The following is a 13,754-nucleotide window of genomic DNA, read 5'->3' on the forward strand; positions in this document are numbered from 1 at the left end:
TCGATTTCCCTTCTATTGTATTCATATTACCCTTTAGGAAAGGGGCCTAAGCCACGCTTACAATGAATACTAATTATAACAGATACATGGGAAATGAGACTCTGGTTTCAGGTTGGATCGATGGATTCCTTTGGGAGTCTGTGGGGCCTTTATCATGTTTTATGCAGGTGGACTGTGATGATAACGTATTTTTTTTATGGTAAACTGAAGGAGGCGTATCAGGGCACCGAAGGCAGAAAACCATTTGGGTAGATGAACCGGTCGGCCCATATAGATCGGGCGGTTCTTTGTTTTTTCATGGGGAAAAGTGCTATGTTTTATCTTTGTGGTGATAAAAGTAGGAAATCCCTTGCCCTGCGAGGGGGGTTCAGCCTAGTGAGGTGCCCGAAGCACCATTTTCAGCAAAGGAGCGAAATGCCATGTCGGTTGCAAAAGGATTGGAGGGTGTCGTAGCCCTCACATCCGGAATCAGCTCAATTGTGGACGGTGTACTAACCTACCGCGGGATCAACATCGACGATTTGGCGGAGAAAGCCAATTACGAAGAAGTGATTTTCCTGCTGTGGAAGGGACATCTGCCCAATCAGGAGGAATTGACTGGCCTGGGCAAACAATTGAAAGCAGAAGCGGCTTTGCCGGAAACGGTTTTAGAACAGTTGAAAGCATATCCGAAGGAGACCCATCCGATGGCTGCCCTGCGGACGGCGGTATCCGCTCTCGGTATGTATGACCCCGAGGCGAATGACAACGGTCAGGAAGCTAACGAGCGGAAAGCGATCCGTCTGGCGGCCAAGATGCCGACGATTGTGGCGGCTCTGTTCCGGATCGGTCAAGGTCTGGAACCAGTAGCCCCAGATCCGTCCTATGGCTATGCCGAAAACTTCGTGTACATGCTCCACGGAGAAAAACCGGAAGCGACGGCGGTGGAGGCGATTGAGAAGGCACTCATTCTGCATGCCGACCATGAACTGAACGCTTCCACCTTTGCGGCTCGGGTGACGACAGCGACACTCTCAGACATGTATTCCGCGATCACTTCGGCCATTGGAACCTTGAAAGGACCCCTCCACGGGGGCGCCAATGAACGGGTGATGGCGATGCTAGAGGAGATCGGGTCTCCTGACCAGGTGGAAACTGCGATCCGGACCAAATTGGATAACAAAGAGAAGATTATGGGCTTTGGTCACAGGGTATACAAAGATGGGGATCCCCGGGCCAAACATCTGCGAGAGATGTCCCGGCAACTGAGTGAGTTGACAGGTGATAAAAAATGGTACGAGATGTCATTAAAGATCGATGAGTTGGTAGTGAGGGAAAAAGGGTTGAAACCCAACGTGGATTTCTATTCCGCTTCCACTTATCATTATTTAGGCATCCCTCGGAATCTGTTCACTCCGATTTTTGCCATCAGCCGCGTTTCCGGTTGGACGGCTCATGTGCTGGAGCAGTATGCGGACAATCGTCTGATTCGTCCTCGTGCTGAATATACGGGACCGGTCCATCAGTCTTATATCCCCCTGGAGAACAGATAAAGGGTTCTATACCCATAAAAGCAGGAAAAGGAGTGTTTGTATGGCACGGTACGAGGCTCCACAAACCGGAGATAAGATTACTCTCGAAAACGGGGAACTTCGTGTTCCAGATCATCCGATTATCCCTTTTATCGAAGGAGACGGTACCGGCCCGGACATCTGGGCGGCGGCCCGACGTGTCTTGGACGCGGCGGTAGAAAAATCTTACGGATCCAAACGAAAAATCGAATGGTTCGAGATTTATGCAGGTGAGAAGGCATACAATCAATTTGGTGAGTGGTTACCGGAAGAGACATTAAAGGCCATCCGAGAGTATACTGTGGCGATCAAAGGTCCTCTGACCACGCCGGTGGGCGGCGGGATCCGTTCCCTCAATGTGGCTTTGCGCCAGGAATTGGATCTGTTCGTCTGCCTGCGTCCGGTCCGTTATTTCAGTGGAGTACCGTCACCGGTGAAAAAACCGGAACAGGTGGACATGGTGATCTTCCGGGAAAACTCTGAGGATATCTATGCCGGGATCGAGTGGGAAGCCGAGTCTGAAGAAGCACAAAAAGTGATCCGTTTCTTCCGCGAAGAGATGGGAGTCAAAAAGATTCGTTTCCCTGAGACTTCCGGGATCGGGATTAAGCCGGTTTCCCGGGAGGGAACGGAGCGCTTGGTGCGGGCGGCGATCGACTATGCCCTCGAACACGGTCGCAAGAGTCTCACCCTCGTCCACAAGGGAAATATCATGAAGTTCACCGAAGGGGCATTCAAAAGCTGGGGCTATGAGTTGGCGGAACGGGAATACGGTGACAAGGTATTCACCTGGTCTCAGTATGATCGAATCAAAGAAGAGAAAGGTCTGGATGCGGCGAACCAAGCCCAATCCGAGGCGGAAGCTGCTGGCAAGCTGATTGTGAAAGATTCCATTGCGGATGCCTTCTTGCAACAGATCCTGACCCGTCCAGCAGAATACGATGTGATCGCCACTCTGAACCTGAATGGGGATTACATTTCTGACGCCCTAGCCGCCCAAGTGGGGGGCATCGGGATTGCACCGGGAGCCAATATCAACTTTGAATCAGGCCATGCCATCTTTGAAGCGACTCACGGTACCGCTCCCAAATATGCCGGCATGGACAAAGTGAATCCCGGGTCTCTCCTTCTCTCCGGGGTCCTGATGTTGGAACACATGGGTTGGCAGGAAGCAGCAGATCGGATCTACCGTGCCATGGATCAGACGATCACCCAGAAAACCGTCACTTACGATTTCGCCCGCCTGATGGAGGGTGCAACGGAACTGAAGTGTTCGGAATTTGCCACCCAACTGATCGAGAACTTATAAAGACTCTGAAACGGAGGAAATGTCATGACCATCCGCAGAAACAAAATTTCCGTCATCGGCAGCGGATTCACCGGGGCGACGACGGCTCTGATGCTGGCCCAGAAAGAACTTGGTGATGTAGTATTGGTGGATATCCCCAATGCGGAGGAGCCGACCAAAGGAAAAGCACTGGATATGTTGGAATCCACCCCGGTGCAAGGGGTGGATGCTCGCATCACCGGGACTGCCGACTATGCTGAAACCCAGGATTCAGATGTGGTCATCATTACCGCCGGGGTTGCTCGCAAACCGGGTATGAGCCGTGACGACTTGGTGAATACCAATGCCAAAGTGATGCGTTCGGTTACGGAGCAAGTGGTGAAATATTCGCCGAACTGCATCATCCTCGTGTTGACCAATCCGGTGGATGCCATGACCTATGAAGTGTACCGCACCTCTGGTTTTCCGAAAAACCGGGTGATCGGACAATCCGGCGTCCTGGACACCGCTCGTTTCCGCACTTTTATCGCTCAGGAACTGAACGTTTCCGTGGAAGATGTGACTGGCTTTGTATTGGGCGGACACGGGGATGACATGGTTCCCTTGGTTCGCTACTCCTATGCAGGTGGCGTTCCTCTGGAAAAATGGCTGCCCAAGGATCGGCTGGAGGCCATTGTGGAACGAACCCGCAAAGGGGGCGGTGAGATCGTCGGTCTTCTCGGCAACGGTAGCGCATACTATGCTCCGGCCGCCTCCCTCGTTCAAATGGCGGAGGCGATTCTCAAGGACAAACGGCGCATCCTGCCGGCTATCGCCTATCTGGAGGGCGAATACGGCTATCAAGACCTGTATCTGGGCGTTCCGGTGATTCTCGGTGCCAATGGCTTGGAGAAAATTATTGAATTGGATCTTACTGAGGAAGAAAAACAAGCGCTGGATCAGTCCGTCGATTCCGTGCAGAAAGTGATGAAGGTATTGAACTGAATACTGTAAGGAGCCCGGGATTCCTTTCCCGGGCTTTTTCTTATGGAAGAATTCGGGTGCTTTCCTTATGCATCCGGCCCTTTACTCCCGTGACGGATTGTGTACGATGGACTTGAATGGAGCCATGACAGTGAGAGAGAATATTAAAGACCCTTATTCCTTTTTGCAGATCGTCCAAGTATGGGAGAATTGATGAAGCGGAGGCTAGATGATGAGCAAACAAAAAGTGCTGGTGGTTGACGATGAACCCTCCATCGTGAAATTGGTTCAATTCAACCTAGAAAAGGAAGGGTTTGCCGTGGAGGTGGCTTCCGATGGACCCTCCGCCTTGGCGAAGGTGGTAGAAGGATTATTCGACCTGATCGTGCTGGATCTGATGCTTCCCCAAATGGATGGATTGGAAGTTTGCAAGGAAATCCGCAAGAAAAATAGCCATCTTCCGATTCTGATGTTGACTGCCAAGAATGAAGAATTTGATAAAGTACTCGGACTGGAACTGGGAGCTGATGATTATATGACCAAACCTTTCAGCCCCCGGGAACTGGTAGCACGGGTGAAAGCGATCCTCCGTCGTATGGGAGCCTTGCGGGAACAGGGAATCCAGGAGGATCGAAAGTACCTGCGAGTGGGGGAGCTGGAAATGGACACGGAAGGGTATGAAGTACGGAAAAACGGAGATCCCGTGGATCTGACCCCCAAGGAATTTGAGTTGTTGATCCATCTAGCTTCTCACCGTGGAAAAGTATTATCCAGGGATCAGTTGTTGAATGCGGTTTGGGATTATGACTATATCGGAGACACCCGAATTGTGGATGTTCATGTGAGTCATCTGCGAGAAAAAGTGGAGGAGGATTCGCGTAACCCGATCTATATCAAGACGGTGCGTGGGATCGGATATAAATTTGAGGGACCGAAGGAGTCATGAAATCCCTCCACAACCGCTTGACGGTCATGTTCCTATCCATGATCGGAATTTCGGTGCTGGGCACCGGTATTTTTGTGGCGCTTCTCCTGAAGGCATCCACCATCGATTCGTTGAAGGAACGTCTCGAAAAGGAAGGACAGTTGCTGGCAGAGGCGGCCAATCAGGAGGAGTTATGGGAAGAGCCGGCTGAGCTCCAGCGACAGGCAGATCGATTCGCTGATTCTCTGGATACCCAAGTGACATGGATCGATAAAAAGGGGGAGGTGCTGGGCGATTCGGCCCGATCGCCCCAGAAAACCGAGAATATGAAAGAACATCCAGAAGTGTCCCGTGCCCTCCGCCTAGATTCCAAGGGGAAGGCCCAGAGCAGCCGGGAAGATGAACACCTCCAGGTGTTCCTTCCCGTGGTCGGTAGCAAAGGAGGCGAAGAGGTGTTGGGGGTGGTCCGGTTGTCGATGGATCTAGAGGCGATCGACCAACGCCTCAGCCAGGTCTGGGTCTCACTTGCGGGAGGGCTGCTGTTCTCCATTGTGCTGGCTTCGATGATCAGCTCCCGGCTGGCCCGCAAGATCACCCGGCCCATCGAAGAGATGACTCAGGTGGCCGTGGATATCGCCCGCAATAAATACCATCGCCGGATTCCGGTGACCAAGCGGGATGAGATCGGTCGCCTCGCTACCGCCATCAATCGGATGGCGGCAGGATTGCGGTATCAGTTGGAGACGATCCGCAAAAGTGAGCGCCGATTGACTGGAGTGATCGAGACGATGGACAGCGGTCTGATCATGGTGGATTCCAAGAAAAAAATCACACTGGCGAATCGGGCCTTCCATCGGTTCTTCAACCTGAAACCACGGCAACTGCTACATAAGTCACTCCCGGAAGGGGCGCTTTTTCATGATCTGCACCGATTGATTCGGAAATGTATGGAATCTGGGGAAAGAGTTCAGGATGAGGTACATCTCTATTTTCCCGAAGAGCGCATCCTGGAAATCCGTCTGACTCCCATCTGGGAGGAAAGAGGGGGAACGGGTGTGATGGCGGTGATTCACGAGATTACCGCCATCCGGAGACTAGAGAAGATGCGGACCGAATTTGTTGCCAATGTCTCCCATGAGTTGAAAACCCCGGTCACTTCCTTGCGGGGATTTGCAGAAACCTTGTTGGATGGGGCTGCCGAGGACCCCGAAATGCGCAAGGAATTTTTGGAGATCATCCAGGCGGAGAGTCTCCGTTTGGAAAGACTGATCGCAGACCTTTTGGATTTGTCCAAAATCGAATCCCGCAATATGCCCTTGAACATTGAGACGATCGGTATTGGCGAACTGTTCCGCTCCACGGCGAAAACCGTGGAGGAACAGATGCGGAAGCGGCAACTTACATTCCAGGTGAAGATGGAAGAGGAATTTCCAGTACCGGTGGATCCGGACCGATTTCAGCAGATTTTGCTCAACCTGTTGTCCAACGCCATGGCTTATACTCCTGCCGGAGGCGAAGTGACCCTGTCAGCGGGAAGAGGGGAAACCGACTGGTGGATCCAGGTGACAGATACGGGGATCGGGATCCCTGAGGAGGATCTGCCACGGATCTTTGAGCGCTTTTATCGGGTGGACAAAGCCCGTTCCCGGGAATCCGGGGGAACCGGCTTGGGCTTGGCGATCGTCAAACACCTGGTGGAAGCCCATCGGGGAGAGATCGAAGTGATGAGCCAGGCAGGAAAAGGGACGGAAATCACTTTAACCTTTCCTCACCAGCTACATCGGGGTGGACAGGGGGCTTAGAAGATTTTTATCGGCTTCCAGCCTCGCGATGGGTTTTGGAGAGGTAGCCATGGATGAAGGGAAAGAGGCCACTCATTCGGTGTCCTCTTTCCCCTTATCCGTTTTACGGAGTTTTTTTTCGTTCAGCATGGAACGCAGTTCCTGAATATCCTCTTCAGTTAAGGAATCTTCCTGGATAAACTGAACCAACATCGATTTTAACGTGCCACCATAAATTCGCTTCAGAAAAGATTCTGCCTCGGCGTGCTGACAATCTTTTTGTGAGTATAGCGGATAAAAAGTATAGACTTTTTGCTCCCGATTGACTCCCACCACATTTTTTTGCACCAGACGATCCAATAGAGTGCGGATGGTTTTAGGTTTCCAATCGGAGTGCTCCTGCAAGGAGCGGATCACTTCACTGGCAGTTTGTGGGGATTGATCCCAGAGTATATTCATAACTTCCCATTCTGCTTCTGAGATACTGGGTACTTTTTTAGCCAATTTTGTCCTCCTTCCATACCTGGACCAAGCCGGTCGGGATGTAGCTTAGAATGGACCTGCCACACTCGCAAGGGACCTTGACGAGACTTATGCTCCCTAGATACAAAGAAGAGGCAAGTCCCACTCTTCCGCTCGGGGGCCAGTCGGACCTAATATATGCCCTTCCCCTTCAAAATCGATAAGGTGATCTTGGCTGCGCGACTTCCCTGGGCATGGTCGTCATCTCGAATATTTGTTGCGAAGAAATAAGTGTTCTCGCCGGTCTCTACATAGCCAATGAACCAACCGTTGATATTTTTGTGATTTACCGCTCCTGTACCTGTTTTCCCAGAAAGCTGTTTGCCAGCCTTCTCTTCTAAGCGGATAGTATCTTTGACGGTCTGAATATTCTTCTCGCTAAATCCGAATTGGTTGGTATAAAAAGCTTGGAGCAATTGCACCTGTTCTACAGGGGATATTTTCAATGAAGAGGATTCCAGCCAATACTGGCCGTTTCCCCCGGAAAAATCGGTATTGCCGTAGCGGATCTGTTTTAGAAAGGCTTGCAGATCCTTTCGTTGGCTTTTTTTATCTAAATCCTCAAAGTACCAGTTTACTGAATTACTCATAGCTGTGTATAAATCCTGATCCTGGTTCCAAGCTTGATAAGGGTACGTTTTTCCGTTCCATTTCAGGGTGGAATTTTCTTGTGTGATGATCTTGGATTCCAATGCATACAATGCGCTGAAAATCTTGTAAGTTGAATCCGGGGAAACTCTCAGGGTGCTGTGATTTTCGTTGTATATATGATACCGATCCGCCTGCATATCATATAAGACGAAGCCTCCATCCAGCCCTGTAAAGTATTTGCTTAAATCCTCGTGAACCGTCCGCTCATTTTTAAAATCGTAACGAGTATGATCCTTAGCCATCGCGGAAATGAAGGGAATCTGGCTGGCAACGAAGATCCCCACCAGCATAAAAATAGCGAAGCTCTTGCGTTTTAACAACTTGGATTCTGCTGTGAAGTTTGCGATCTTTTCAATCCGTTTTTTGAGTTGCTTCTTGGAGCCGTTCAGCTGATTGGCCAAAACGAAATTCTCAGGCTGTGATACTTTGTCTGCCACATGGATCATCGTATTTCCATATTCAACATAATCCTGGGGGACCAATGTATTTAAAACCGCATGATCACAGGCTATTTCCCGATCCAATCTCATCTCCCTGAAAGCGATCCAAACCAGCGGATTGAACCAGTATAAGATTTGAAAAATAGCAAGCAGATCGTTCGTCAAAATATCTTTGTTTTTATAGTGATGGAGTTCATGCAAAAAAATGTACTTGAGCTCTTTCATGGACAGCCAGTCTTCAAAATGAGTCGGTAGCACCACATAGGTCTTAAAAAGTCCAAATGTCATGGCCGATTTGACAAGGGGAGATTTCCCTACATAAATATTTCTCGATAGGTTTAAATCCAGCTTACACTGTTCAAATAAGAGTAGAACCTCTTCATTTTTGATCTTAGAAGTACTCTTGCGAATCTTCCTGATCTTGAGACAAGCTTTGACTGTCAGGACAGACACCACTACGATTCCTGCCATCCATATGCCAGCGATCACAATATGCAGGAAGTCCGGTAGGAGAGGGTTGACAGAGATCGTAAAATCCTGCGACCAATCCTTCTGGCCCCCATGATCTCCAGTAGTGTTAGCAGGCAGTTCCCATGGATTGCCTTGATTTCTCTCGAAGAAGGGAAGATGATTTCCAAAATTTAATAAATGGCTGGGTAGCAAAGGCAACGACAGTGCAATCAACAAGAAGAACCAGAGATGATATTGCCATTTGGCCGATAGTTGCTTTTGGAACACTTTTTTGATCAGTAGGATCACAGCAATGGTTAGAGAAGAGATGATCCAACCGATTACCAAGCGAGTTATGATGACGTGACTTATCTCCATCACTCCACCCTTTCTATGCAATCGGGTACAGATCGATTGTACATCAGAATATGAAGAAAGCCTCTGTTTTAGAGGCTTTTGGCTTGAGTTTACACCGGTCTCCCGTGTCATTCAAGACATGGGAAGATCTGTACAAGACTGTTTGCAAACAAAAACAGGGAATCGCCTGAAAATCATAAAAGCGCAAGAGGATGTTTGTGATTTTTAGCTTACTTTAGGGCATCGATTGCGATTTTAGTCGCTTGCTCGATCAGTTGATCATCATATTCGGCATCCTTCTGGTCCTTGCTGGAAAGTACTGCGAGGACAATCGGATCGCCTTTCGATGGCCAAATGATGGCGATATCGTTTCGCGTTCCGTAGAGTCCGGCCCCACTTTTATCTGCCACTTCCCAATCCTTAGGTACACCAGCACGAATGAGTGTATCGCCTGTGGTGCTTCGCTTCATCCAGTCCATTAACTGTTCACTTTTTTCCACAGGAAGTACGTCATTTCCCAGTGTGAAAGCCTGGAGGCTGGTGACAAGTGCCTTAGGTGTGCTCGTATCCCGAGTGTCGCCGGGTTTTACATCGTTCAGCTCGGGTTCGATCCGCGCCGGTTGGGTCACATCATCTCCGATCTTGCGGAGCGCTTTTTTAAATCCACTGGGTCCGCCGATCTGTTCCAGTATGAGATTTCCCGCAGTGTTGTCACTGTATCGAAGGGAAGCATCGGCAAGCTCTTTCAAGGTCATTCCGGTATCTACATGCTTCTCTGTGATCGGATTGTAGTTTACGAGGTCCTCACGGGTGTATTTGATTTTTTGGTCCAGGTCTTTGATGGACTTTTTTTGTAACAAGGCGCCTACAGCCAAAGCTTTGTGAGTTGATGTATAAGCAAAGCGTTGATCCGCTTGATAACTTACGGTCTGTTTAGTGCCGGTATCCAGTGCATAGACGCCCAGTTTGGCATCAAATTGATCCTCCAGTTTAGCAAAAGCATCTTTCGTTGTGGTTTCCTGCTTTTCTGGTTGGGGTTGGGCGGCTTGATTTTCAGCACAACCCATCAGCGCTACAGATGTGAACAGGAATACAGGAACCATTTTGCTGATCATCGGTTTCCAAGATTTCATGAGAGTTGAACCCCTTTTCTTGGGTAGGTTTTTAAAAATTATTCGTGCTTTCGATATGGGGAAAATTCCTCCTTTTTAACCAGATTACATCCGTAATACTATCCTACACATGTAATCCGTAAGTGTCAATCTCTAAGATCGAATCAGTAGGTGCCGTACTAAAAGGATGGATTTCGGCTAAAGATCGGTTTTCCAACCAGGATAGGGGCAGGTCTGGGTGAGAATTCACATAGCGGAACCTAAGTTCTGAGAAGCCAAAGTCACTCCATGTGAAACCCACTCTCCCTGTGAAGGGTTGTTTCACAACGTTTTTAGGGGGTATCCTCTTGAATGGTTGCCGTTGGTGACTGGAATGTGGGCAACACGACCGACCCACCTGAAATATGGCGACACAGGCGTGTTGATTAACCATATTTTAGAAAGGAAATAAGGTCGGGATGGTGAAGCGCCTTTGCACCCATAGGGCACAAGTCTCGCCAGGGTCGCTTTCCGCTCCCGGGTCTCGCTATGCGTTCTTTGCACGAGATCGAAGCCGTCCCACCATTCCCGTCCCCTCAAGCAATAAACGATAGGGTAATGTAAGGATCGTTTCGTTCCCATCATCCACTTTAGGGTTCATCAACAGGCCTGATGGGGACAATAACACGCTTGCCAGGTGGGGTGAGGCTGGAAGGGGAAATCCATTTCCCTCTCCAGCTTTTTTTATGCCTGTTTTTCAATCAGTCTGCTCCTCTTAACAAAACCTTTACAATGGGTTCATTTAAGACTAAAAGTCTATCTTTATAGTTAGCGGTGAGGAAAGCAATGAAGCGACCACTCATTAGGGGGTACCAGCTTATGTTCAAGAAATCTATCGTTCTTGGCAGTGCCTTTGCACTTGCATTCGGGGTTATCGGATGCAGTCAAAGCAACAGTGGTAGCGCGGATCAGGAGAGTCAATTAAAAGGTTCCTTGACCGCTGTCGGTTCCACCGCCATGCAACCTTTGGTAGAGGAGGCGGCTAACCAATTCACCGCCAAAAACCCCGGCGTCCAAGTGAACGTCCAGGGGGGCGGGAGCGGTACCGGGCTGAGTTCGGCCGTGGATGGTTCCGCTGATATTGGAAACTCCGATGTCTTTGCCGAAGAGAAAGATGGCATCGACGCTGCCAAGATCGAAGACCATAAAGTGTTCGTCGTCGGGATGGGACCGGTCGTTAACCCGAAAACCGGGGTGGAGGATCTGACCCAAAAACAGCTGATCGACATCTTCACTGGCAAGGTGAAGAACTGGAAGGAAGTCGGCGGTAAGGATCAGGAGATTGTGCTGGTCAATCGGCCGGAGAGCTCCGGCACTCGTTCTACTTTTCAAACCTTCGCTCTCAATGGGCAGGATGAACATCGGGCCAAGGGAGGAATTGAGGAAGACTCCTCCGGCACAGTGAAGAAAATCGTCAGTGAAACCCCTGGCGCTATCGGCTACCTGGCCTTCTCTTACTTTGATGATTCTGTGAAGCCCGTGAAGCTGGAGGGTGTGGAACCCAAGAACGAGAACGTCCACACCGGCAAATGGAAAGTTTGGGCGTATCAACACATGTATACCCCCAAGGAAAGTGAAAACCAAGAGCTAGCCAAGGCGTTCATCGACTATATCTTGTCCGATGAAATCCAAAACGATTTGATCCCGCAATTGGGATATATCCCAGTGACTCAGATGAAGGTAGAACGGGATGCTTCTGGCAAAGTAACCGAGAAATAAAGGACCGCTTGAAACATATAATCACCGGCAGTTCAGGGGGAAGATACCTGTGTATCGTTCCCCTGATTGCCGTCGGGAAAGGGGCGAGATCATGGAAACCACAGAAAGGATTCCTCCGATCAATGGGGAGGGCGTTTCCAAACCCGGCAGCTTGGGGGACCGTCTGAGGCAACCCGCCCGGAAACAGCTCCGGATCGAGAGGCGGGGACGCCTTCTCACCTGGTTCAGTGCTACGGTGATGATGGGGATCCTGCTGGCACTCCTCTTTTTCATCACTTCCAAGGGGCTTTCCACCTTTATCAAAGACGGGGTGAGCTTGTCCAGTTTTTTTTCCAACCAATGGGCTCCCTCTGAGGGACAATTCGGCGCACTTCCTTTTATTACTGGTTCCTTCGCGGTGACGGTGCTGGCAGCTCTGATCAGTGCGCCCCTGGGGATTGGGGCAGCGGTCTTCATGACGGAGATCGCTCCCGCTTGGGGACGAAAAGTGTTGCAGCCGGTTATTGAATTGTTGGTCGGCATCCCCTCTGTGGTGTATGGATTTATCGGTCTGACTCTGTTAGTTCCTTATATCCGCAATATCCACGGGGGATCGGGTTTCAGTCTGTTGGCAGGGGTGATTGTGCTTTCGATCATGATCCTGCCCACGATCACTTCGATTGCGGTGGACACCTTACAAAATGTTCCCCGCAAGATTCGGGAAGCTTCCTATGCCTTGGGAGCCACCCGCTGGCAAACGATTCGTCGGGTGTTGCTCCGCACTTCCCTCTCTGGATTGATGACAGGGGTGGTGCTGGGGATGGCCCGGGCTTTTGGTGAGGCTCTCGCTGTTCAGATGGTGATCGGCAACTCAGGCCAGATTCCAACGGGTCTTTTCGATCCGATCAGCACGCTGACCAGTGTGATTACCCTGCACATGGGCAACACCGTTCAAGGTTCCGCCTATAACGACGCATTGTGGTCGATGGCGTTGATTCTACTCCTGATGACGCTTTTCTTCATTGTCGTCATCCGCCTGATCACGAGAAGGAGGGAGTCCTGATGAAGGCCAAAGTGACCGATCGCATCGCCACCGTCGTTTTTTATCTGATTGCCTTTGCCATTATCGGGGTGTTGGCGGGTTTACTCGGATGGATCTTGGTCCGAGGTGTCCAGGTGATCGATGGCTCATTTTTGACTACGCCCCCCTCCACGGTGATAGCCGGTGGCGGGATTGCTCCCCAACTGTTTAATTCTTTCTACCTCTTGTTCCTCACGATGTTGATTACCCTTCCCCTCGGTTTAGGGGGTGGGATCTACATGGCGGAATATGCTAAGCCTGGTCGGTGGACTCGTTTCATCCGGCTCAGCATCGAGGTCTTGTCCTCTTTGCCTTCCATCGTGGTCGGATTGTTCGGGATGCTTCTCTTTGTTCAGTACACCGGCTGGGGTTTTTCCCTCGCCGCCGGTGCACTGGCGTTGACGGTATTTAACCTGCCGTTGATGGTGCGGGTGGTGGAACAGGCGATCACTTCCGTGCCTTTGGAACAGAAAGAGGCCAGCCTCGCCCTGGGGGTGACCCATTGGCAAACCATCACCCAAGTGATCCTCCCGGCGGCGCTACCTGGCATCTTGACGGGGACGATCCTGGCTGCCGGCCGGGTGTTTGGCGAGGCGGCGGCCCTGATGTTTACTGCGGGTATGAGTTCGCCGCCGCTGGACTTTGGCAACTGGGATCCCACCTCACCCACCTCTCCTCTTCATCCTTTCCGTCCAGCCTCCACACTGGCTGTGCACATCTGGAAAATCAACTCCGAGGGGATCATCCCCGATGCCGGGGAAGTGGCGGCGGGTGCGTCAGCAGTGTTAGTGATTGCCGTTCTCCTTTTCAATCTGTCTGCCCGCTGGGTGGGGCGATGGATCCACCGGAAAATGACATCCAGCTGAAATGGAGATGATCGATCGTGAATAGGCTTCT

11 protein-coding genes are annotated in these 13,754 nt (G+C 50.6%); 8 read left to right on the forward strand and 3 right to left on the reverse strand.

The annotated features are described in order from the left end of the window. Window positions 1-419: 419 nt before the first annotated feature. From JOD24_RS08415 to pnpS, 5 genes are all read left to right on the forward strand, one after another. Window positions 420-1,532, forward strand: coding sequence for a citrate/2-methylcitrate synthase (locus JOD24_RS08415; protein WP_380163012.1), 1,113 nt, complete (start codon window positions 420-422; stop codon window positions 1,530-1,532). Between the two features lie 40 nt (window positions 1,533-1,572). Continuing rightward, window positions 1,573-2,859 carry an NADP-dependent isocitrate dehydrogenase gene (gene icd / locus JOD24_RS08420; protein WP_380163013.1) on the forward strand — a complete coding sequence of 429 codons (1,287 nt, stop codon included), beginning with the start codon at window positions 1,573-1,575 and terminating at the stop codon, window positions 2,857-2,859. 24 nt (window positions 2,860-2,883) lie between these two features. Further along, window positions 2,884-3,822: a malate dehydrogenase gene (gene mdh, locus JOD24_RS08425; protein WP_380163014.1), complete on the forward strand. Its 939-nt coding sequence runs from the start codon at window positions 2,884-2,886 to the stop codon at window positions 3,820-3,822. A gap of 211 nt (window positions 3,823-4,033) precedes the next feature. Continuing rightward, entirely contained in the window at window positions 4,034-4,747 is a 714-nt protein-coding gene (locus JOD24_RS08430; protein ID WP_429246733.1) for a response regulator, read from the forward strand. Next, window positions 4,744-6,528 carry a two-component system histidine kinase PnpS gene (pnpS, locus tag JOD24_RS08435; protein WP_429246734.1) on the forward strand — a complete coding sequence of 595 codons (1,785 nt, stop codon included), beginning with the start codon at window positions 4,744-4,746 and terminating at the stop codon, window positions 6,526-6,528. The genes JOD24_RS08430 and pnpS overlap by 4 nt, the downstream gene beginning before the upstream one ends. Window positions 6,529-6,600: 72 nt before the next feature. On the opposite strand, the gene blaI is transcribed toward pnpS, so the two are convergent. From blaI to bla, 3 genes are all read right to left on the reverse strand, one after another. After that, a complete protein-coding gene (gene blaI, locus JOD24_RS08440; RefSeq protein WP_429246735.1) occupies window positions 6,601-7,011 on the reverse strand; it encodes a penicillinase repressor BlaI in 411 nt (136 codons plus the stop codon). 149 nt (window positions 7,012-7,160) lie between these two features. Then, the gene (locus tag JOD24_RS08445) at window positions 7,161-8,948 is read right to left on the reverse strand and encodes a BlaR1 family beta-lactam sensor/signal transducer (protein WP_429246736.1); all 1,788 of its coding nucleotides are present in this window, start codon (window positions 8,946-8,948) and stop codon (window positions 7,161-7,163) included. A gap of 209 nt (window positions 8,949-9,157) precedes the next feature. Further along, entirely contained in the window at window positions 9,158-10,060 is a 903-nt protein-coding gene (gene bla / locus JOD24_RS08450) for a class A beta-lactamase (RefSeq protein ID WP_429246737.1), read from the reverse strand. Window positions 10,061-10,897: 837 nt separating this feature from the next. Here bla and JOD24_RS08455 point away from each other — a divergent pair. The 3 genes from JOD24_RS08455 to pstA all read left to right on the forward strand — a co-directional run bounded on the left by JOD24_RS08455 (window position 10,898) and on the right by pstA (window position 13,723). Beyond that, complete coding sequence (locus tag JOD24_RS08455; protein WP_429246738.1) at window positions 10,898-11,797, forward strand: phosphate ABC transporter substrate-binding protein PstS family protein; 900 nt, start codon at window positions 10,898-10,900, stop codon at window positions 11,795-11,797. 91 nt (window positions 11,798-11,888) lie between these two features. Beyond that, entirely contained in the window at window positions 11,889-12,839 is a 951-nt protein-coding gene (pstC, locus tag JOD24_RS08460) for a phosphate ABC transporter permease subunit PstC (RefSeq protein WP_380163021.1), read from the forward strand. Further along, a complete protein-coding gene (gene pstA, locus JOD24_RS08465) occupies window positions 12,839-13,723 on the forward strand; it encodes a phosphate ABC transporter permease PstA (RefSeq protein WP_380163022.1) in 885 nt (294 codons plus the stop codon). Before pstC ends, pstA begins: the two co-directional genes overlap by 1 nt. The last annotated feature ends 31 nt before the right edge of the window (window positions 13,724-13,754 follow it).

The sequence above is a fragment of the Kroppenstedtia sanguinis genome, assembly GCF_050433445.1.
Taxonomy (GTDB): Bacteria; Bacillota; Bacilli; order Thermoactinomycetales; family DSM-45169; genus Kroppenstedtia; species Kroppenstedtia sanguinis.

Coding starts and splice junctions, on each gene's coding strand:
- bla (WP_429246737.1), bottom strand. CDS start 10,060: ATGAAATCTTGGAAACCGATGATCAGCAAAATGGTTCCTGTATTCCTG.
- JOD24_RS08455 (WP_429246738.1), top strand. CDS start 10,898: ATGTTCAAGAAATCTATCGTTCTTGGCAGTGCCTTTGCACTTGCATTC.
- JOD24_RS08445 (WP_429246736.1), bottom strand. CDS start 8,948: ATGGAGATAAGTCACGTCATCATAACTCGCTTGGTAATCGGTTGGATC.
- pstA (WP_380163022.1), top strand. CDS start 12,839: ATGAAGGCCAAAGTGACCGATCGCATCGCCACCGTCGTTTTTTATCTG.
- pnpS (WP_429246734.1), top strand. CDS start 4,744: ATGAAATCCCTCCACAACCGCTTGACGGTCATGTTCCTATCCATGATC.
- JOD24_RS08415 (WP_380163012.1), top strand. CDS start 420: ATGTCGGTTGCAAAAGGATTGGAGGGTGTCGTAGCCCTCACATCCGGA.
- mdh (WP_380163014.1), top strand. CDS start 2,884: ATGACCATCCGCAGAAACAAAATTTCCGTCATCGGCAGCGGATTCACC.
- pstC (WP_380163021.1), top strand. CDS start 11,889: ATGGAAACCACAGAAAGGATTCCTCCGATCAATGGGGAGGGCGTTTCC.
- icd (WP_380163013.1), top strand. CDS start 1,573: ATGGCACGGTACGAGGCTCCACAAACCGGAGATAAGATTACTCTCGAA.
- JOD24_RS08430 (WP_429246733.1), top strand. CDS start 4,034: ATGAGCAAACAAAAAGTGCTGGTGGTTGACGATGAACCCTCCATCGTG.